The 21,352-nt window shown below is 34.4% G+C and carries 15 protein-coding genes and 2 tRNA genes; 16 read left to right on the top strand and 1 reads right to left on the bottom strand.

What is annotated here, in order from left to right; all coding sequences use genetic code 11:
• Positions 1-20: 20 nt before the first annotated feature.
• From WKK_RS03360 to WKK_RS03335, 6 genes are all read left to right on the top strand, one after another.
• On the top strand, positions 21-800 hold the full coding sequence (locus tag WKK_RS03360; RefSeq protein ID WP_013989455.1) for a DUF1129 family protein: 780 nt from the start codon (positions 21-23) through the stop codon (positions 798-800).
• A 21-nt stretch (positions 801-821) separates the two neighbouring features.
• Positions 822-1,511: a response regulator transcription factor gene (locus tag WKK_RS03355; protein ID WP_006846108.1), complete on the top strand. Its 690-nt coding sequence runs from the start codon at positions 822-824 to the stop codon at positions 1,509-1,511.
• A 5-nt stretch (positions 1,512-1,516) separates the two neighbouring features.
• The gene (locus WKK_RS03350) at positions 1,517-2,617 is read left to right on the top strand and encodes a sensor histidine kinase (RefSeq protein WP_013989454.1); all 1,101 of its coding nucleotides are present in this window, start codon (positions 1,517-1,519) and stop codon (positions 2,615-2,617) included.
• A gap of 157 nt (positions 2,618-2,774) precedes the next feature.
• On the top strand, positions 2,775-3,581 hold the full coding sequence (locus tag WKK_RS03345; protein WP_013989453.1) for a metallophosphoesterase: 807 nt from the start codon (positions 2,775-2,777) through the stop codon (positions 3,579-3,581).
• 68 nt (positions 3,582-3,649) lie between these two features.
• Positions 3,650-3,735: transfer RNA gene (locus tag WKK_RS03340), tRNA-Tyr, on the top strand.
• A 5-nt stretch (positions 3,736-3,740) separates the two neighbouring features.
• Positions 3,741-3,812: transfer RNA gene (locus WKK_RS03335), tRNA-Gln, on the top strand.
• Positions 3,813-4,076: 264 nt separating this feature from the next.
• On the opposite strand, the gene WKK_RS03330 is transcribed toward WKK_RS03335, so the two are convergent.
• Positions 4,077-4,811 carry an SDR family oxidoreductase gene (locus tag WKK_RS03330; RefSeq protein ID WP_013989452.1) on the bottom strand — a complete coding sequence of 245 codons (735 nt, stop codon included), beginning with the start codon at positions 4,809-4,811 and terminating at the stop codon, positions 4,077-4,079.
• Positions 4,812-4,898: 87 nt separating this feature from the next.
• On the opposite strand from WKK_RS03330, the gene WKK_RS03325 reads away from it, so the two are divergent.
• From WKK_RS03325 to WKK_RS06995, 10 genes are all read left to right on the top strand, one after another.
• Positions 4,899-5,306, top strand: a complete 408-nt coding sequence (locus tag WKK_RS03325) for a MerR family transcriptional regulator (protein WP_013989451.1) — start codon at positions 4,899-4,901, stop codon at positions 5,304-5,306.
• A gap of 233 nt (positions 5,307-5,539) precedes the next feature.
• A complete protein-coding gene (locus tag WKK_RS03320; RefSeq protein WP_013989450.1) occupies positions 5,540-7,000 on the top strand; it encodes a peptide MFS transporter in 1,461 nt (486 codons plus the stop codon).
• A gap of 199 nt (positions 7,001-7,199) precedes the next feature.
• Positions 7,200-7,904 carry a DUF975 family protein gene (locus WKK_RS03315; RefSeq protein WP_013989449.1) on the top strand — a complete coding sequence of 235 codons (705 nt, stop codon included), beginning with the start codon at positions 7,200-7,202 and terminating at the stop codon, positions 7,902-7,904.
• A 116-nt stretch (positions 7,905-8,020) separates the two neighbouring features.
• A complete protein-coding gene (locus tag WKK_RS03310) occupies positions 8,021-9,865 on the top strand; it encodes an acyltransferase family protein (protein ID WP_013989448.1) in 1,845 nt (614 codons plus the stop codon).
• 211 nt (positions 9,866-10,076) lie between these two features.
• Entirely contained in the window at positions 10,077-10,538 is a 462-nt protein-coding gene (locus WKK_RS03305; RefSeq protein WP_006846100.1) for a MarR family transcriptional regulator, read from the top strand.
• A 4-nt stretch (positions 10,539-10,542) separates the two neighbouring features.
• Positions 10,543-11,460 (top strand): metal ABC transporter solute-binding protein, Zn/Mn family, encoded by a 918-nt coding sequence (locus WKK_RS03300; protein WP_013989447.1) that lies wholly within the window; start codon positions 10,543-10,545, stop codon positions 11,458-11,460.
• A complete protein-coding gene (locus tag WKK_RS03295; protein ID WP_013989446.1) occupies positions 11,457-12,134 on the top strand; it encodes a metal ABC transporter ATP-binding protein in 678 nt (225 codons plus the stop codon). The genes WKK_RS03300 and WKK_RS03295 overlap by 4 nt, the downstream gene beginning before the upstream one ends.
• Positions 12,127-12,909: a metal ABC transporter permease gene (locus WKK_RS03290; RefSeq protein WP_006846097.1), complete on the top strand. Its 783-nt coding sequence runs from the start codon at positions 12,127-12,129 to the stop codon at positions 12,907-12,909. Before WKK_RS03295 ends, WKK_RS03290 begins: the two co-directional genes overlap by 8 nt.
• Before the next feature lie 183 nt (positions 12,910-13,092).
• Positions 13,093-14,724, top strand: a complete 1,632-nt coding sequence (locus WKK_RS03285) for an ABC-F family ATP-binding cassette domain-containing protein (protein ID WP_006846096.1) — start codon at positions 13,093-13,095, stop codon at positions 14,722-14,724.
• 584 nt (positions 14,725-15,308) lie between these two features.
• Entirely contained in the window at positions 15,309-21,293 is a 5,985-nt protein-coding gene (locus WKK_RS06995) for a Cna B-type domain-containing protein (RefSeq protein WP_158306222.1), read from the top strand.
• The last annotated feature ends 59 nt before the right edge of the window (positions 21,294-21,352 follow it).

Genomic DNA, 21,352 nt, shown 5'->3' with positions numbered 1-21,352 from the left:
TTTACGGAGGAGATGGTTTAATGACGGAAGAAATGAAGGCACAAGAGCCAGTAAGTGAAGTTAGCGAAACGGAGGTAACCGAAATGGAAGCAACCGGAATGGAAGCGACTGAAACGGAAGTAACTGAAATGCCAACGCATGCTGATTTAGCAGAATCTGGTTTGAGTAATAGAAATCAAAAATTCGTATATCAAGCTATTGAGTTAGTTGAAAATGATAAACAATATTTACCATTGATTCAAAAAATGCAAAGTGATTTGTTAGAAGGCCAAAAAGTAGGAAAGACGGCGAAACAAATTTATGGTACACCTGCTGCCGCTTTAGGAATGGAAGTTGAAGCCCACAATCAACAAAATCAAGGAACCGTTTATAGTGATTTTGGGTATTGGGATTTAGCTTTTGACAATATGCTAACATTCTTAATGTTATTCTCAGCGATGTTTGGAATTACACTATTATTCCAAAAAGATGCTTCAGTAAATGCTGGCGCTGCTGGAATTTTGGCTTTGGCGTTAACTTCAATTTGCGGAGGATTACTCTTTGCCTTGATTACTAAGATTATGGCGCGTAGTGATCTAGGAAGAATTTTGCGTGTTATTTCAGCCATCCTAGCCTTTGCTTTGTGGTTCTTAATCTACATGCTTGCTTCAGTACTTCCAAAGGTGATCAATCCTGTTTTGCCAGGTTGGATTTATCTGATTGTTGCTGTAGCAGCATTTGCTGGATTCCGCTACTTGCGTAAGCGGACAGGAATTGTTGGTGGATTCATGGGCGGATCTCAAGTAAGTAACAAAAAATAAAGAATTTTAGGAGAATGAGCAATGAAGATTTTAATTGTTGATGATGATCATGAAATTGCTGAGTTACTAGAAATTTATGTCAAAAATGAAGGCCATGAACCAGTGTTGGCCTTTGATGGCAAAGAAGCATTGAAAAAATTACGAACTAATCCTGATATTGGGTTGGTGGTATTAGATGTGATGATGCCAGAAATGAATGGAACAGAAGTCGTGAAGGAAGTCCGAAAGGATAATCCAGTCCCAATTTTAATTTTATCAGCTAAATCTGGTGCGATGGATAAGATTCAGGGCTTAATTACTGGGGCTGATGATTATGTTACTAAGCCGTTCAATCCATTAGAAGTGATGGCGCGAATTAAAGCATTGTTACGCCGTTCGCAAAATGGAGTACAACAACCAATTCAAGAAATTTTAGATATTGGACCATTGACGATTAATAAAGATAGCCATGAGGTGAAAACTGCTGATGGAGAAACAGTGAATTTGACGGCGTTGGAGTTTGGAATCTTATATTTGCTTGCCTCACATCCAAATCGAGTATTTAGTGCGGATGATATTTTCGAACGAGTTTGGCAACAAGAGTCCGTGGTCAGTGCTAAAACAGTGATGGTTCATGTTTCACACTTGCGAGATAAATTAGAAGAAGCGACCGATGGTAATCAAGTTGTGCAAACAGTTTGGGGTGTTGGTTACAAGATTGAGGTATTATAGATCTTATGAATTTATCAGTCCAAGGTTGGATTAAATTGGTGCTGAAAATGTTGGCGGGTACATTAGCGATTGCTTTCTTAGAAATTGGGGCACTATTAATGACACAAAGTCATTTTGAAACCCAAGATTGGTTGAAAGAACTTCAATTAATACAGCAGCACCATCTAGGAATATTTGTAATTGTTACTTTAGGTGCGTTTGTTTTGTGGTTGTGGTTGATGCATACTTTGCTTGAACATGTGGCAATGGAATTGTTAGCGATTCAAATAGATCAGCGAAATGAAAATTTATTTAACGACCGAGAGTTTTCATTGCTACATAAAATGTTCTTTGTTCATTTGAGGCCTTTAATTCAAAGTATGAATAATAATTTTATAGCGGCACAAATGGCCGAATTAAAAGTTAAAAATATAGAGAATTCCAAAGATGAAATGATTGGCAATGTTTCACATGATTTAAGAACCCCTTTAACGGCTTTGATCGGTTATTTAGGATTAGTCAAATTGGATCCCGAGGGGGAACAAACAGAAAAGTATGTCAATATTGCGTATGATAAAGCTGAACATATGAAGACGTTGGTTGAAGATTTGTATGAATATGTTCAAGTTAATGATCATAATTTTAAAATGCAATTGCATATGGTGCCTTTGAATTTATCAGCAATGTTAAGTCAATTGGTTGCTAATTATGAACTTGAATCTAAGCAACACCATATGGAAGTTCGCGCTCAAACAGTTCCAGAAGTTATTAAAATGGCTGGAGATCAAGATCGTTTAGCACGAGTCTTTATGAATTTAATCTCAAATGCTTTTAAGTACGGAGAAGGTGCAACTTATATTGAGTTGTCAGCTTCTTTGATTTCAGATACTACTGTTGAAGTTCGGGTGACAAATGATGGCCAAAGGATTCCAGAAGAGGCCCTTGGTCATGTATTTGATCGATTCTATCGAGTGGAAAGTTCACGTAATTTGAATACCGGTGGTTCAGGATTAGGTTTAGCAATTGTCGGCGGAATTATTGAAGCTCATAATGGAACGGTCCGAGTTGAATCAAATGATGAGGCAACATCCTTTATTTTAACTTTGCCGTTACAGTTAGAAGTTTAAAAAAAAATTAAGCCAAAATTATTTTGTGGGATTAACCTAGAAATTAATTTTGGCTTTTTACTATATTTGGGCTATATTTATGTCAAATCAAAAGTATTCATTTTTATTATATGTATAAAGATGTCTGTTATGCGGTGAAAGTTTTTAGGAGGCTTATATGTCAAGAATTGCTATTAGCAGCGACAATCACTTAGATGTTAATCGATTGGAACGTCAAATGGTTTTAAATCAACAAGCTGAGTATTTAATTAACCATAAAATAGATGTCTATATTATGGCTGGTGATTGGTATAATTATTTTGAAAAAACGTTGCGTTTTGCAGAGAATTTGCAAAATATTGTGGGACCATCAATTTTAATTAGATTTTTAGCAGGAAACCACGAGATGGGACATGGAGTATCATTTGATGAATTAGAACAGGATTTGAGCCCTTTGTATTTTCATAATAAAAGCTTGAAATTAGACGATTTAACATTAATTGGTAATAATGGTTGGTATGATTATTCTTTTGCTCAAGGACCACAAAAAGAACAAGCTGAGCAATTTAAAAATGGCTTTTATTATGATGGCTTAATTAAGCAGTCCATGAGTGATTTTGAGCGGACAACTTTTAGTATTAATCAAATAAAAAGTCAGCTAAAATCAATTGAGGATGAAGAAAAGGTATTAATGGTTCAACATTTTGCTCCGCATAACCTTGATTTAATTTATCCAGCAGATTTTCCGAAATGGCAAATGATTAATGGGGTAATGGGATCCAAACGTTACATGAATTTATATCAAAATGATTCTCGAATAAAGCAAGTAGTTTATGGTCATGCTCATTTAAATGTGCCTACACGGGAAATTACAACGACTAAATATTATAATGTTAGTGTCGGGTATCGCCGTTCTAAAGCCAATGAATGGACTGAAAAAACATTTTTTGAAAATTGGTCAAAAAAACTTTTCCAAAACTGTTGACATATATATTAACACCGTGTAATATATATATACGTTGATGAGTTGTTAAAAACAAGTCACATAATACTGGGGGGTTAGCGAAGTCTGGTTAAACGCGGTGGACTGTAAATCCATTCCTTCGGGTTCAGAGGTTCGAATCCTCTACCCCCCACCAGTATTTGGGGTATAGCCAAGCGGTAAGGCAGTGGTTTTTGGTACCATGCAGCGTAGGTTCGATTCCTACTACCCCAATAATCGAGTTTCATCCCGCTGGGCATGTGCGTCTTAACTTAATTGTTAAGACGTTTTTTTGTGTCTTTGATCTTAAATTTATTTATGGGACAAAGATAAATTAAAATAATGAATTGTAACCATCATACTAAATGATTATTCATTTAATTATAAATAAAAAGCCACATACTTGCCTAAATACAAGTGGGTGACTAAAAATATTTTAGGATTGTAAACAGTTATATTGTCAGATGAATTACTGTTTTTAAATGGTTTTAAACGAAATTATGCATCTTGACGAGTAGCATCAATATCTACTTTGCGAATCTCAACAGCTTGAGGAAGATCATAAATAAATTTCACTGTTTGAGCTACATATTTAGGATCTAGCGTAAGACCACCCATTGATTCTTTCCAGGCTTGATAGTCGTTTAACGCAGATTTGCTGGTGACATGAGTTAATAGATTAGTCTCAGCTGCACCAGGGGCGACTAAGGAAATGCGAACGTTTTTACTTGCAACTTCTTGACGAATGGTTTCTGTTGCGCCATGTACCCCGAATTTAGAAGCAACGTAGGCGGCATGATTGGTGAAGGCCTTAAAACCAGCGATTGAAGACATATTAATGATAGTTCCGCCTTGACGATCGATCATATTTTGAAGCACTATTTGGGTTCCGTTTAAAACTCCCATTACGTTTGTATCCAGCATAGTTTGCCATTCTTGTGAAGATTGGTTTTCAACATTACCAAGTAACATGACGCCAGCATTATTAACTAATAAATCAGTAGGACCAAATTTAGCTTCAGCCCTTCGAATGCTGGCAGTGAAATCAGTTAAATTGGTAACGTCGGCTTGAGCTAACATAATATTAGTAAAATCAAGTGGTAAAGCCTCCATTTTGGCAATATTACGGCCAATTAAGAGTAGGGGATTACCAGCCTGATTAAAAATTTTGGCGATTTCAGCTCCGAAGCCGGAACTGGCACCAGTGATTACGATTAATTTTTTATTGGTCATTTGATTGCTCCTGTTTATTTTATTTATCAATATAAACTAGCATACATGCTAAACTATGGTTTAGGTCGAATAAAAAAGGGAGAAAAAATGAATTATAATATTGGTGAAATTTCAAAACGCTTTAAGATTCCGATTTCTACTATTAGATATTATGACAAAAAAGGATTATTACCATTTGCAGAGCGTAATACTCAAAATGAACGAATTTTTTCAGAAGCAAGTATCAAATATTTAAATGTGATTCATTGCTTAAAAGAAATTGGATTACCGATAAGTAAGATTAAATTATTTATCGATTTGTGCATGGAGGGTGATGAAACGTTGAGCGAACGCTTGAATTATATTCAAGATCAAAAAGTACAACTACAAATTCAGATTGAAAATCTAGAGCAACAAATGAATTTTATCAACTGGAAAGAAGATTATTATCAAAAAGCAGTGCAAGCTGGAACTGAAGATGTCGTTAGAGATTTACCCTCTCCCTTTGATGATTAAGCTATAAATTAATTTAAATAAATTTAAATGGTATAAACACGGATATTTTTTGAAAAATAATCGAAAATTGGTATTGGCTAAAAATCTGGACTTATGGGATAAAAATGAGAAAGTGTGTCCGGGTATCTAACAACGGCCTTAATTATTCCTTGTATCTAAGATACTGTTTTGTTAAAATTAAAACATTATTAGATTTTTGCATATTATAATGTAAAAGGAAAGATTGGGCGTGTATGAGTACAGAAGAAACAAAAGAAAAGAAATTTTTCGGTCAACCAATTGGACTCTCAACTTTATTTATGACTGAGATGTGGGAACGCTTTTCATATTATGGAATGCGGGCCATCCTGTTGTATTATATGTGGCATTTAATTGCTGTTGGTGACTTGAACATTACGAGATCAGTTGCAGCATCTGTCATGGCAATTTATGCGTCGATGGTGTATCTATCAGGTTCATTAGGAGGATACGTTGCAGACCGGATGATCGGGTCGCGTAAAGCGGTCTTCATCGGTGGGGTATTCATAATGTTAGGGCATATCGTGCTAGCATTACCTTTGGGCTCTTCGGCATTGTTTGGTTCGATTATATTAATTATAATTGGAACCGGACTTCTGAAACCTAATGTATCTTCATTAGTTGGTTCGCTTTATACCCCGCAAGACCGCAGACGTGATGCTGGGTTCTCAATCTTTGTATTTGGGATTAACCTTGGATCGTTCATTTCGCCCCTCTTAGTGGGATGGACTCAAGAAAACTTTGGGTTCCATTTAGCCTTCGGGTTAGCTGCCATTGGAATGTTCTTTGGATTAATACAATACTATATTGGTGGTAAGAAAAATTTGCCAACAGATGGTTTGTATCCAACTGATCCACTACAACCAGAAGAAATTAGGCCATTAATTGTCAAAGTTATTTTAGCGCTTGTTGCTTTGGGATTGGTAGTTACCTTGATGGTTTTGATGGGCTGGAACGATATTGCAGATTTCATTAATTTGCTAACTATTGTTGCTGTTGCCATTCCGGTAATGTATTTCGTGCAAATGTTAACGTCACGTAAAGTTTCTAAGCAGGAACGTTCACGTGTCTTAGCATACCTTCCATTATTCTTTGGAGCTGTCCTATTCTGGGCCTTAGAAGAACAAGGATCCGTTGTCTTGGCAACTTTTGCGCAAACCCGTGTGATCCATTCATGGATCCCGGCGGCATGGTTCCAGTCTCTTAATCCATTCTTCATTATGTTGTACACACCATTCTTTGCAACATTATGGAGCCGTTGGAAAAAGAATGCACCTTCAGCACCATTGAAGTTTGCAATTGGGTTAATCTTTGCTGGAGCATCATTCTTGCTTCTATCAATCCCTGGTGCACTTTGGGGAACAAGTGGTCGAGTATCACCATTATGGTTGCTTGGATCATGGGCACTGATTATTATTGGAGAAATGTTAATTTCACCAGTTGGACTTTCAGTCACAACTAAATTGGCACCACGTGCATATACAGTACAAATGATGTCGCTTTGGTTCTTGTCATCAGCTGTTGGATCAGCTTTGAATGCCCAATTTGTTGGATTATATTCACCTCAGACAGAAGTTCGATACTTCTTCATCTTTGGATTGATCGCCGTTATCTTGGGAATTGTTATGATTTTCTTGGTTCGAATGATCGTTCGATTGATGGATGGAGTTAAATAGTTAACTGAATTAAAAGGGGATTGAGACGATTTGTTTCGACCTCCTTTTTTATTTTAGAATGGTGAATTAGATAATAAAAATTATTTATCAAATCAAATTTAAAGAGTTTCAGACAATTAATCAAATTCTGATTATGATACAATTAACTATATAAATAAGGGTAGTATTTTAATTGATATTTTGAGGAGAAAAATAAATAATGGGAATTACCACATTAAAAAAAGATGCGTGGCAAAAATTAAAAAATAATTGGCGATTTTTCGTGGTCTTAGCTTGGCCATTAATTGCCTGGCAGATCTTTACATTGTTATTATCATATGGTGATGGCTTTCAAGAAGGCGTGACATTAGTTAAACCCTCGTCCATTCTATTTGCGTTAAGTCGGACGTTATGGGCTGGTTTAATTGAAGCAATCGTGATTGGGGCTGTTTCACTAGGTGTGATGTGGACCATGGTCGAATGGAGTCGTAATAATGGTAAAATGGAGCTAAAGCAAGTTGGTTTAGTAAGTTTTCGCTTCTTTAATCGGGAAACTGTCGTTGATACGGTTGTTTTGATGGCTATTCGATTTTTATATACATTGTTGTGGTCATGTTTATTCGTGATTCCAGGAATTATTAAAAACTTCGCATATTCGCAAGCAGAATTTATTTATGCTGAAGATGTAAAGCGTGGAGTTGCTATTGAGTCAATTAATGAATACATTTCACGCTCACGTGTGATGATGGATGGACATAAGTGGGAATATTTTGTTTTGCAAATTTCATTTATTCCTTGGTGGATTTTGGTTGCTTTGACTAGTGGATTGGCGACCATCTGGGTAGTTCCATATTATGAATTAGCAACGACTAATTTTTATCTAGCTTTAAAAAAAGCACAAGCCGATGATTTAGGTGTAAATTAAAGCAAGTTTCTTAAACTGCTGATGAAAAATAAACGATTAACACTGAAACTGGAACCGCTTTGTTCCGGTTTTATTTTACAAGAAAGAATGTTAGATCTAGTTTAGGGGTAATTTAGATGGAACAACAGATAGCGTCAAAGCGACGATATATAACTGGATTTGACGGTTTAAGAGCAATAGCGGTCCTAGGCGTGATTGGTTATCATTTGTGGCCAGATCGCATTGTGGGAGGGTGGCTTGGTGTGCCTCTCTTCTTTATTTTATCGGGTTATTTAATTACGGATTTATTACTCCAAGAATATGGTCGGACGGGTCGAATTAAGATTTGGTCGTTTTGGATTCGACGTTTGAAACGTTTGATCCCAGCATTACTAGTAATGCTACTGGCAACTTCAGTTATTATTTTTTGGTATTTTAAACCGTTGCTTTATAATTTGCGCTCAATTGTATTGACTAATTTGGTTTATGTTTATAATTTTTGGGCTATAAAGCACGGCGGATCATATTTTGATCAATGGCATAATCCATCTCCATTCACGCATCTTTGGTCATTATCAATTGAAGGCCAATTTTATTTATTTTGGCCCATCATTGTTTTGATATTGGTACGTTTAAAAGTATCAAGGCGTAAGATTAGTAGTGGATTAATGATTGGTGCTCTGTTATCAGCTATTTTAATGGCAGTATTTTATAGTTCAACCAATTTAAATCGAGTTTATTATGGGACCGATACGAGGCTATTTGCGATTTTGCTAGGAGCATCTTTAGCATTTATTTGGCCATCAAATAAATTTAAATTGGTGGTTAAACCAGCTGTTAAAAGAAGTCTAGATTTAATCGGTTGGCTTGCATTAGCTATTCTCCTATTTGCTTTATTCACATTGAATGGACAATGGGCTTTCACATATTATGTTGGCATGTTTTTGATTACTATCGTGATGATGGTACTAGTGGCCGTTACTGCACATCCGGCTTCGACCTTCAGTAAATTATTACATCATCGTATTTTGCGATATTTAGGGACTCGATCATATAGTATATACTTGTATCAATTACCGGTCTTTGTGATCTATAGCCGTTTTACCGGGCATCCAGCTAAACTACTAGATAATATAATTGAGATTATATGGGTATTAGTATTAGCCGAAATTAGTTATCGTTATATTGAAAAAATATTTAAAGGTACGCCGATTTGGTCTAAAATTCCAAGAAATGGTGGTATTCAAATCTATGCGGCGAGCGCTTTGTTTTTATTGGTAAGTGGGACTCAGGCGATATTGACGCCACAAGCTGGACAAGATCCGCCTAAAACCAGCTTGGAGAATCGATTAACTAAGAATAAACAACAATTGGCTCAAGCAAATAAAAAGGCTAAAATAATTGCTAAGCAGAATAAAAAGGCAGCCTCTAGCGTGAAACCAGCTGATCAAACGTTATTGGATCAATATGCGATTAATGAGCAACAATTCGAAAAAATGCAGAAAATTCCAGTTTCAGCTGTAGGCGATTCATTATTGTTGAATGCAGCGCCTAATTTACAAAAAGTTATACCGCAAATGACGGTTGATGCTAAAATCGGGCGTCAGATGACAGATGTGATTAACATTTTGAAAACTTTAAAAGATCAACATAATCTAGCAGATCGTATTTTGATTACGAGTGGAACCAATGGGACGATCTCAAAGGAACAAATTAGTCAAGTTATGAAGATTGCTGGGGATAAACGTCAAGTTTATTGGGTGAATGACTTTGCAGATCGTAATTGGGTTGGATTGAACAATCAAAATCTCCAGCAACAAGCCAAAAAATATCAAAATTTAAAAATTGTAAATTGGAACATTTTGGCATCTCAACATTCAGAATGGTTGGGAAATGATCGGGTTCATCCAACGCCGACTGGATCGATTGAATACACGAAGAGTATTCTTAGAATTATTTTAAATACTGGAAAAGATCAGTAGGTCTATTAATCATAATCAAGCACAAAAAATGTATTGTTTGGAAAATACAGAGATCAAAAATAACATTTGATCTTAAATTATAATTAAATTGAGATTGGGACTGGGAAGTCCTGATCTTTTTTTTATATTGTATTATTTTATAAGTTGACAGTTTCATAAAACTTATGGTATATTATTAACCAGTTTATTAACCAGTTAAGGAGTTTGTGAAATGGACCAACAAATTGAAATAAAAGCGATCCAAATTGATGCTTTATTAAACCAATTACATACAGTTGCTGAACAACAACGTGAAATTCTTTTTAGTAAGACTCAGAGTACGATTACTAATACCCAGGGACATATCTTAATGTTGTTAAATCAAAAAGGCCTACAAACTAATAAGGAATTAGCAGAAGCTTTGCAGATTAGTCCGGCAGCTATTACCAAGGCCATGAAGGGGCTGCAGAAAGATGATTGTAATTGTGTGGTACCAGTGATTGATCAAAAAGATGCACGGTTAGTAAGATTTACCGTTAATCAACAAGGAGCAGCATTGGCAGAAATACATGCGGAGCAGCACGCAGAAACGTTAGCAGTTTATGATGCAATTATTCAACAATTTTCAGCAAGCGAACAACAGGTGATTAGCCGTTTTATCACTGAATTGGGGCATTGTCTAAAAGAGGAGTAGGATTATGCAAAAAAAGAATCGTCGTTTGCGCTGGGTACTGATTCCGGTCATAGCGGTTATTATTTTATTGGGATTAATTTTTCAACGAGCTTGGCAAAATGAAAAGGCGAATCAGGGATTAGAAGCGACAAAAAAAATAAACATCGTGACGAGTCTTGCTGTTTATGGTGAAATGGCGAAAGCTGTAGTGGGTAATCGGGGGCAAGTAGAGAGCATTCTTACTAAAGCTTCCATTGATCCGCATGAATATGAGCCCAGTGTAGAAACTGCTAAACAGTACGCTAAGGCGCAATTGATTATTTCCAATGGAGCAGGATATGATGCTTGGTCAACAAAATTTGCTAAGGCTAATCAAAAAGCCCAAAAGATTAATGTGAATCAAGTTGTTGGATATCAAGCTGGGGATAATGAACATTTTTGGTATCAACCGATGATCGCTAAGCAAATGAAGCAACCATTAGTGGATAAATTAAGTTCTATTGATCCCGCATCGAAGTCATATTTTGAAGCCAATGCAAAAAAGTACATGGCAACTTTACGTCCCTTGGAAAATAAACGGAATAAATTATCAGTACAACTTAAAGGTAAAAAAATTATGGTGACTGAACCGGTTTATGATAATGCCTTGACCGGTTTAGGGGTAAAAAATATTAATCAGAATTTTTCGCGTGCAATTGAAGCTGGGAATGATCCAATACCCACTGATGTTTTAGCCTGGAATGATACTTTAAAGCAAGGTGAGGTGGCTTTTGTTGTAAATAATCCGCAAGCTGAAAATACTGTGACAAAACGGGCTGTGAGAATGGCACGTCAAGACAAGGTTCCAGTAGTTGAAGTGACGGAAACCAAGCCGGATGATAAAAATTATTTACAGTGGCAATTAGAAATATTAGATCAAATTGAAGAGGCATTAAAATCATGAAAATTTTAACGGGAAATCAAATTGGAATCAATCTAGATGGTCGCTGGTTATATCGAGATGTTAACTTTGAAGTCCAAGAACATCAAGTTTTAGCTTTATTAGGGGAAAATGGAGTTGGGAAAACAACGTTATTAAAAGCATTAATGCAGGAAATAAACTTGACGGAAGGAAACTTTGAATGGGCAAAAAAAGACGTTGAAATTGCTTATGTTCCACAATATCGTTCAGATATGCAGGCTTTTCCTTTGAATATTAAAGAATATATTGGGCTAAGCTTTGATCGTGGTTGGCGCCCTTGGTTGTCACGCACTGAAAAGGATTGGCTGCAACACATCATTAAAGATACGAAATTAGATCAAATTGCTAAACGACGTATTGATCAAGCTTCGGGCGGCGAACGGCAACGAGCTTTTTTAGCTCAGGCACTTTTGAAAAATCCCGATGTTTTAATTTTAGATGAGGCCACTGCTAATTTGGATCAATCCGCTAAATTTGAATTAATGGATGTGGTTAAACATTATCGTGATCATCATAATTTAAGTGTGATTATGGTAAGTCATGATCTAGAAATTATTCAGGGCTATGCAGATGACTATTTAAGGTTGGGACCTGATGGAAGTGAGCTTGGGCCTTGCCAAAGTTTAAAAATGCGTGAAGGGGAGCAAAATGTTTAGTTATACGTTTATGCAAAATGCATGGATTGTGGGGACGCTTATTGCAATTATTTCAGCGATGATGGGGGTCTTTGTGGTGGCCAAGCGAATGTCTTTTTTTGGTCACGTTTTGAGTGAAATTGGTTTTGCAGGAGCTTCATTTGGAATTTTTATGAGTTGGTCTCCATTGTGGGGGATGCTTTTATTTACTGCGGTTTCGGCGATTAGTATTGGTCAGTTAGGTTTGAGCGAACATCGATCTGAATCGATCATTTCAGCAGTTAGTGCAGTGGCAATTGGATTGGGAGTAGCTTTTCTTTCGTTATCAGAAAAAAGTGCTAGTTCAGCAACGGGAATTTTATTTGGATCCATTTTTAGTATTAGTGATGAAAATGTCTGGCAAGTCATTGTATTAGCTTTGATTATTTTAGTACTGATGTTGGTGCTATATCGACCTTTTCGTCATTTTGCTTTCGACTATGAAACTGCAAAATATAGCCTTCATCATGAAACGGGATTAGAGATCATCTTCTTATTGATGATCGCTGTAACGGTGGCAATTTCAGCTCAGGTGGTCGGATCATTATTAATTTTTATTTTATTAGTGTTACCATCTTCTTCAGCAATGCGCTGGGGAAGAACAGTCTGGCAAATGATTGGATTAGCAATTATATTTGCCTTAATTGGGGTTTGGGGTGGCTTAGCTTTAGCGTATTGGACGAATCTTCCCGTGAGCTTCTATATTGCTCTGATTGAAGCGGGAATTTATTTTATAAGCTTGGCTCGGGCTCATTAATTTTATAAAAAGTCAGCGCGGTTGCTTTGTTTCTGTTAGAATGGTTAAGTCTTGTCATTTTGATAACAGAAATGATTTAAAGCTGAAATTGATAAAAATCAATTTGAATTAATTTGAAATTATAGCAGAGGTACCATTTTTAGTGGTAACTGCTTTATGAAACAGGTAAAAGGAGAATCATTAATGCTAACAGTATCAAATATTTCCGTCGCATTTAACGGAAAAAAACTTTATGACGATGTAAATTTAAAATTCACACCAGGGAACACCTATGGAATTATTGGAGCTAACGGTGCAGGTAAGTCAACTTTTCTAAAAGTCTTAGAAGGTAAATTAGCTCCTACAACGGGAAATGTCTCAATGGGTGCTAATGAACGAATGTCATCATTGGTTCAGGATCACTTTGCTTTTGATGAATATACAGTTTTAGAAACCGTGATGCGCGGTTATAAAGAGTTATACGATGTGAAGCAAGCTATGGATGAATTGTATCTTCATGATCCATTTACAGATGAAGATGGAATCCAAGTTGGAGAATTATCAGCTCGTTTTGAAGAAATGAATGGATGGAACGCTGAAACTGATGCACTTCAACTTCTTCAAAATATGGGGATTCCTTCAGAACTTCATTACACTTTGATGGCTGACTTACCTGAAACTACTAAAGTTAAGGTTTTGTTAGCACAAACATTATTTGGAAACCCAGATATTTTGGTCTTAGACGAGCCTACCAACGGACTAGATACTAAGACAATTTCATGGTTGGAAGATTTCTTGGCAGATTATGAAAATATCGTCCTTGTGGTTTCCCACGATCGACACTTCTTGAATGCCGTTTCAACAATGATTTTGGATGTTGATTTTGGTAAGATTAAGTTGTTTGTTGGTAACTATGACTTCTGGAAAGAATCATCAGAATTAGCAGCTCGTTTGCAATCTAATGCTAATTCAAAGAAGGAAGAACAAATTAAGGAATTGCAAGATTTCATTGCACGTTTCTCAGCCAATGCTTCAAAGTCAAAGCAAGCTACTTCACGTAAAAAGCAATTAGATAAAATTACACTAGATGACATTCAACCATCATCTCGTAAGTACCCATATATTCATTTTGAAACAACTCGTGAAATTGGAAATGACTTAGTTCGGGTCGAAAATGTTTCAAAGACTGTTGATGGGGTTAAAATTTTGGATGATATTTCATTCACTTTGTCTCCAAAAGAAAAGACTTTGATCATGGCTGAAAACGATATTGCTGCTACAGCAATATTGGATATCATGGCTGGTCGTATGGAACCTGATACAGGTTCAGTCACTTGGGGTGTAACGACTACTCGTGATTATCTAGCTAAAGATATGGCAGCCAATTTTGAAAAGCCTGAGATGCCAATTCTAGACTTCTTACGCGATTATGCTTCAAAGGAAGAAAATGACAATACATTCTTGCGTGGTTTGCTTGGCCGGATGTTGTTCCGTGGTGAAGATGCTGAAAAGACTTTGGATGTTTTATCTGGGGGAGAAAAAGTACGGGTGATGTTATCAAAGCTGATGTTAACTAAGACTAATGTTTTGTTGCTAGATGATCCTACTAACCACTTGGATTTGGAATCAATTACCTCATTGAATGATGGTTTAGTTGAATACGAAGGATCATTAGTATTTACTTCGCATGACCGAACATTTGCTCAAACTATTGCTGATCATGTTGTGGTTGTATCAGATCAAGGTTCAATTGATCGTGCTGAGATGAGCTACGATGAATTTATCGAACATCCTGAAGTGCAAAAACAATTAGAAGAGAAACAAATTATCTTATAAAACTAGATTGATCGATTTTTAACTATTCTTGTAGTTAGAAATTGTGTTTAATTTAGAATATTTAAAATAAAGTTATAAATTAGTCGGGACTTTTTGTTCCGGCTTTTTTGTTTAAAAAATTCAAATAAATAGATAAATAATATTGAATGTAGGTAGATATTATGAATAAATTCATGAAAAATTATAGGATATTTTGTGAAATTTTTGTGAACAAATTTAGGCTTGTGATGTTTTTTTAGACATAAATTATGAGAAAAAAAGATTTTGTAATTGCTGTATTAAACATTAAAGATGGCTTATAGTTGGTGTCTTTGGCACTTTCGTGGGTATTAAATTAAAATTCGATTGTGAATAGAAGGTCAATGTTGCCAAGGGCTGTTTTGTATATTACTATGTGAAGACCGTTAGGGGCGGAAAGAAACATTGATTTTATTAAAATTAATCACATTCCATACAACTAACATTATTAAAGATGTTTGACTTAATCAAGAATGGTAGATGCGTTTTTAGAAATTAAGTATGAACTTTAAGGAAAAGGTGGGAGTATGTTGAAAAAACTTTTTTGTTGTCTTCAAATATTCATAGTGAGTCTAAGTAGCTTAGTAAGCCCAATTGATGTTTTAGCGAGTAGTTTGCAGCAGGGGTCTTCTCTACCGAAAAAAATTAAGATCCAATATACACAAATCAGAGTCCAACAAAATGGTCAGGAAATTCCAGCTAATACGGTGGTTGAAAGTCAAAATCAGGAAATTGAAGTTTTATATGACTGGCAAATACCTGATGGACAGCAAATTAAAGCAAATGATTATTTTATGGTTAATGATATTCCTAAGTCCTTTCAAGCGGCGAGTGCTTTGGGATTGAATATTGATGTTGTAGATGCCAGAGGACAAGTGATTGCTAATGGACAATATAATGGACATGCCAATAAAATTAAATTTATTTTCAAAAATGATTTACCAGCCAATGATCTAAAAGGGTATTTAAAGATTAATTTTAAAGCGACCTATAATGAAAAAGGTTGGGCTAATTTTAAAATTAATCAACAAAATTATCGAATTTTTGACGATCGATATCAACAACGTGATACGCCCGTGACCACAAATGATTTAAATGATCAGTATTTACCAATTAAAAAAAGTGGACGTTATGATTATGATCCAAAGACTAAACAATTAACTTATACATGGCGTATATTTTTAAATCATGCCAAATTAAATAACGATGAATTCGTTATTCGAGATACCCTTCCCGAATATTTAAAATTTGATGCGGAAAATTTAAGCGTGCATTATGGACATTTAATTTTGAAAAAGGATGCTGATAATAGAATCTATGTAAATAATTTTAATCGACAGGGAGAGGTCTCAGGAGAAGATATATCGGTTAAGTTAGTTCATGACCGAGAATTAGTGATTCAAGGAAAGGTTGTGCCAGGTTATCAATATGATTATGAAATTAGTTACACTACATCAATTGGAACTGACGATGCTAATTTTAAATATTTGCGTGAGGGAAATGACATAAAGGTTAAAAATGTGGTGCAACTTGAAGATAATTATGGGAATGTTTTGGGTGGTGATGTTACAAATCTATCGTTTTTGGCAACTGGTCAAGGAGTTAGTAATTACATTGAACCTGGCAAATTGGCGATTATTAAGCAAGGCGAAAATGATCAAAAATTATTAGCAGGAGCTAAATTCAGTTTATATGATCAAAACAATAATTTAGTTAAATCTAATTTAAAAACGGACCAAAATGGATATGCTTTGGTAGATAATTTGAAACCAGGTCAATATCTTTTAAAAGAGATGAAAGCGCCAGTGGGGTACCAAATTGATAATAAAGATTTAACTGTGCAAATTGACGAAGGACAATTAAAAACTGTCACAGTTAAAAATAAATTACAGCCAACGTTAACAGAGGTAAATGGAAATTTAAAATGGTTCGACAAACATAATCTTAAAAATTACCGGCCTCAGCAAGTTGGAGTAAATTTAATGCAAAATGGACAATTATTAAAGACTACAATTGTCAGCGCTAAAGATAGATGGAATTATCATTTTGAAAAATTACCTGAATTTGACGAGAATGGACAACGCTATCAATATACAGTAAATGAATCAGAGATATTTAAATATAAGACTAAACAAGATGGATTTGATTTTATTCATGTTCTAAATGGAACGACTAGTATTCAAGGACAGAAGATCTGGCAGGATCAAAATAATGAGGCAGGATTACGTCCACGAAAGGTTGAAATTGAATTAATTAGAAATAAAAAAGTGGTTCAAAAGATTCAAATTGGAGCAAAAAATCAATGGCAGTACCAATTTGATAATTTAGCACAATATGATAATCGAGGACGTGAATATAAATATGATGTAGCGGAAGTAGTGAATAAAAATTATGTTACTCAAAAGGATGGTTATGATTTTATAAATGTTTTTAAACCAATTTATATCAAAATCCATGGTCATAAAACATGGATTGATAATGATAATGCAGAAAAAACACGACCAAAACAAATTACAGTTAAATTGATAAAGAATGGGAAAATGATTCATAAGAAGGTGATCACAGCTCATCAAAAATGGAATTATGAATTTAATCAATTGGAAAAGTATGATGAAAAAGGTGATTTGAATCGGTATCAAATTGAGGAAGACCCAGTGAAAGGTTATAAAACTCATATTGATGGTTTTAATTTGAAGAATACTTTGAAAGATGGTCAAACCAAAATACAAGGAAAGAAAATTTGGCAGGACGATAATGATCATGATAAATTCCGTCCCAAAGAAATTATTTTAGAATTGATGCAAGCAAACAATGTGGTAGCAACTCAAATTGTAACTAAACAAACTCAGTGGCAGTATGTATTTAAAAAACTACCTAAATATCAAAATGGTGTGAAATTGAATTATCAGGTTCGTGAAAAACCAGTTGAATATTATCAGATTAAATATAAAAATAATGATATTTACAATACGTTAGTGGGAACAACCCAAGTAACGGGTCAAAAGTATTGGAAAGACCAAGATAATAAAGCTGGGTTACGTCCTAAAAAAATTACGATCAAATTATTACAAAATGGAGCAATTTATCGAACGGCTAAAATTGGAGCTAAAGATGGTTGGCATTATACTTTTAAGGCGTTGCCCAAGTATGATCAATTAGGTAAAGCATATCAATATACAGTTTCTGAGAATAAAGTTCCTGGTTATGATAGTAGACAACAGGGAAATGATTTTATCAATCAAATTAAACCATTAATTGTGGTAGCCGCACCAGACGAAAATTTGAAGCATAATACTACAACATTAAATCCAGTGATTTATAATGAAAAGGTTGAAAATAATCTGGTAGTGCCAATCATTAAACCAGTCGATGGAGAAAAATCAAAGCAAATATCGTTACTAATAAATAATGAGACATTAGAGCAACAAAAAAATGAACTGACTAAAAAAACAAGTCCGTTAAAAATAAAGACTATACATCCAATGTTGCATCAAGCAAATATCAATGTTTTGCCAAAACAGCAATGGGAATCAGTGGAAGAAATGATTCCGTTTTTGATGGACTATAAAATGTTTTCTACGACGATAATTGAGGAATTAAATAAGCCACTTAAATCGGGGGTCCAACCGGAAATATTACGGATGCCGCGAATATTGGTTGAAACGGAAATTAATCTTAATTCAACTAAGTTGGAAAATAAGAAGAATATAGATCTGTCAGTTATAGAGGAACATATTGATGCTAGTGGGAAACAGATAGATTTTTCGACGAGAATAAGTGAAGTACCAAATATCATTGAATTGACTAAGCCAGTTGAACTGGAAAAACTAGTTGAACCAGAAAATAAGCCTGATTTAACTAAGGTGGAAGAAAAAACTGAAATACCGGTAGTTAAAGAAGTAATTGATGACAATGGTAAAGATTTAGAATTGTTGACTAAGGAAAATGAACTACCTAATATCATTGAATTGACTAAGCCAGTTGAACTTAAACAACCAGTTGAATCAGAAAATAATCCTAATTCGACTAAGGAAGAAGAAAAAACTGAAATACTCGTAGTCAAAGAAGAACATAATGACAATGGTAAAGATTTAAATTTGTTAACTAAGGAAAATGAACTACCTAATATCATTGAAGTGACTAAGCCAGTTGAACTTAAACAAACAGTTGAAACAAAAGATATTCCTGATTCAACCAAGGAAGAAGAAAAAACTGAAATATCGGTAGTCGAAGAAGAAAATAATGACAATGGTAAAGATTTAAAATTGTTGACTAAGGAAAATGAACTACCTAATATCATTGAAGTTACTAAGGCAGTTGAACTGGAAAAACTAGTTGAACCAGAAAATAATCTTGATTTAACTAAGGTGGAAGAAAAGGCTGAAATACCGGTAGTTAAAGAAGAAAATAATGACAATGGTAAAGATTTAAAGTTGTTAACGAAGGCAATTGAACTACCTAATATCATTGAAGTGACTAAGTCATCTGAGCTTGAAAAACCAGTTGAATCAAAAGATATTCCTTATTTAACTAAGGTGGAAGAAAGAACTGAAATACCGGTAGTTAAAGAAGAAATTGATAATAATAGTAAAGATTTAGAATGGTTGACTAAGGAAAATGAACTGCCTAATATCATTGAATTGACTAAGCCAGTTGAACTTAAACAACCAGTTGAATCAGAAAATAATCCTAATTCAACCAAGGAAGAAGGAAAAACTGAAATACCGGTAGTTAAAGAAGAAATTGATGACAATGGTAAAGATTTAGAATTGTTGACGAAGGCAAATGAACTACCTAATATTATTGAAGTTACTAAGGCAGTTGAACTTAAACAAACAGTTGAAACAAAAGATATTCCTGATTCAACCAAAGTGGAAGAAAAAACTGAAATACCGGTAGTCAAAGAAGAAAATAATGACAATGGTAAAGATATAGAATTGTTGACGAAGTTAAATGAACTACCTAATATTATTGAATTGACTAAGCCAGTTGAACTTAAACAACCAGTTGAACCAGAAAATAATCCTAATTCAACCAAAGTGGAAGAAAAAACTGAAATACCGGTAGTTAAAGAAGAAATTGATGACAATGGTAAAGATTTAGAATTGTTGACGAAGGCAAATGAACTACCTAATATTATTGAAGTTACTAAGGCAGTTGAACTGGAAAAACTAGTTGAACCAGAAAATAATCTTGATTTAACTAAGGTGGAAGAAAAGGCTGAAATACCGGTAGTTAAAGAAGAAAATAATGACAATGGTAAAGATTTAAAGTTGTTAACGAAGGCAAATGAAATACCTAATATCATTGAATTGACTAAGCCAGTTGAACTTAAACAAACAGTTGAAAAAAAAGATATTCCTGATTCAACCAAGGAAGAAGAAAAAACTGAAATATCGGTAGTCAAAGAAGAAAATAATGACAATGGTAAAGATATAGAATTGTTGACGAAGTTAAATGAACTACCTAATATTATTGAATTGACTAAGCCAGTTGAACTTAAACAACCAGTTGAACCAGAAAATAATCCTAATTCAACCAAAGTGGAAGAAAAAACTGAAATACCGGTAGTTAAAGACGAAAATAATGGTAAAGATATAGAATTGTTAACGAAGTTAAATGAACTACCTAATATTATTGAATTGACTAAGCCAGTTGAACTTAAACAACCAGTTGAACCAGAAAATATTCCTGATTCAACCAAAGTGGAAGAAAAAACTGAAATACCGGTAGTCAATGACAATGGTAAAGATATAGAATTGTTGACGAAGGTAAATGAACTACCTAATATCATTGAAGTGACTAAGGTAGTTGAACTTAAAAAACCAGCTGAATCAAAAGATATTCTTGATTTAACTAAGGTGGAAGAAAAAACTGAAATACCGGTAGTTAAAGAAGAAAATAATGACAATGGTAAAGATTTAAAGTTGTTAACGAAGGCAATTGAACTACCTAATATCATTGAATTGACTAATCAAGTTGAACTTAAACAACCAGTTGAATCAGAAAATAAGCCTAATTCAGCCAAAGTGGAAGAAAAGGCTGAAATACCGGTAGTTAAAGAAAAAATTGATGATGTTAAAAATGTAGAATTATTAATGAAATCAAATGAATTATCTAAGACGGTTGAAAATAAACAAATAATTGATTTAGTAATTAAGCCTGATTCAACTAAAGTAGAAAAAGTGAAAAGTTCTGACATAGTTGTGGTTAAAAAAGTATCTAGTACTATGGAAAAACAGATTGGAATATTAAATATCGTCGGATTAAAGACGTTAGTAGAAAATAAGCAAACGGTTATTCAGAAAATAGATCAACGAAATATAAATAAAATGTGTATAAAAAATGTTATTCCAATAACGTATTTGAAAGTAGTTAAAAATCAGCCAAAAGAAATGGCGACAGTTGATGTTGTTAAATCCAAAAAGTTAAATTATCCAAAATTACCGACCACACATAGTGACATTCAATCATGCTCTTTTATTAGGGGGATAATCAGCTTGATTATAATGAGCATAGTAACTTTCTGTTGGTATTTTCGGAAGCGATAATTTAATTTTGTATTTTGGAAAATAAAGCTCTACTTATGTATTTCTTGAAATTTAGTAAA

The organism is Weissella koreensis KACC 15510 (assembly GCF_000219805.1).
Classification (GTDB): domain Bacteria; phylum Bacillota; class Bacilli; order Lactobacillales; family Lactobacillaceae; genus Weissella; species Weissella koreensis.
Note: the sequence above shows the minus strand (reverse complement) of the source record. Positions and strands in the feature narration are given on the sequence as shown.

Coding starts and splice junctions, on each gene's coding strand:
- WKK_RS03285 (WP_006846096.1), top strand. CDS start 13,093: ATGCTAACAGTATCAAATATTTCCGTCGCATTTAACGGAAAAAAACTT.
- WKK_RS03315 (WP_013989449.1), top strand. CDS start 7,200: ATGGGAATTACCACATTAAAAAAAGATGCGTGGCAAAAATTAAAAAAT.
- WKK_RS03305 (WP_006846100.1), top strand. CDS start 10,077: ATGGACCAACAAATTGAAATAAAAGCGATCCAAATTGATGCTTTATTA.
- WKK_RS03325 (WP_013989451.1), top strand. CDS start 4,899: ATGAATTATAATATTGGTGAAATTTCAAAACGCTTTAAGATTCCGATT.
- WKK_RS03320 (WP_013989450.1), top strand. CDS start 5,540: ATGAGTACAGAAGAAACAAAAGAAAAGAAATTTTTCGGTCAACCAATT.
- WKK_RS03345 (WP_013989453.1), top strand. CDS start 2,775: ATGTCAAGAATTGCTATTAGCAGCGACAATCACTTAGATGTTAATCGA.
- WKK_RS03350 (WP_013989454.1), top strand. CDS start 1,517: ATGAATTTATCAGTCCAAGGTTGGATTAAATTGGTGCTGAAAATGTTG.
- WKK_RS03330 (WP_013989452.1), bottom strand. CDS start 4,811: ATGACCAATAAAAAATTAATCGTAATCACTGGTGCCAGTTCCGGCTTC.
- WKK_RS03295 (WP_013989446.1), top strand. CDS start 11,457: ATGAAAATTTTAACGGGAAATCAAATTGGAATCAATCTAGATGGTCGC.
- WKK_RS03310 (WP_013989448.1), top strand. CDS start 8,021: ATGGAACAACAGATAGCGTCAAAGCGACGATATATAACTGGATTTGAC.
- WKK_RS03360 (WP_013989455.1), top strand. CDS start 21: ATGACGGAAGAAATGAAGGCACAAGAGCCAGTAAGTGAAGTTAGCGAA.
- WKK_RS03300 (WP_013989447.1), top strand. CDS start 10,543: ATGCAAAAAAAGAATCGTCGTTTGCGCTGGGTACTGATTCCGGTCATA.
- WKK_RS03290 (WP_006846097.1), top strand. CDS start 12,127: ATGTTTAGTTATACGTTTATGCAAAATGCATGGATTGTGGGGACGCTT.
- WKK_RS03355 (WP_006846108.1), top strand. CDS start 822: ATGAAGATTTTAATTGTTGATGATGATCATGAAATTGCTGAGTTACTA.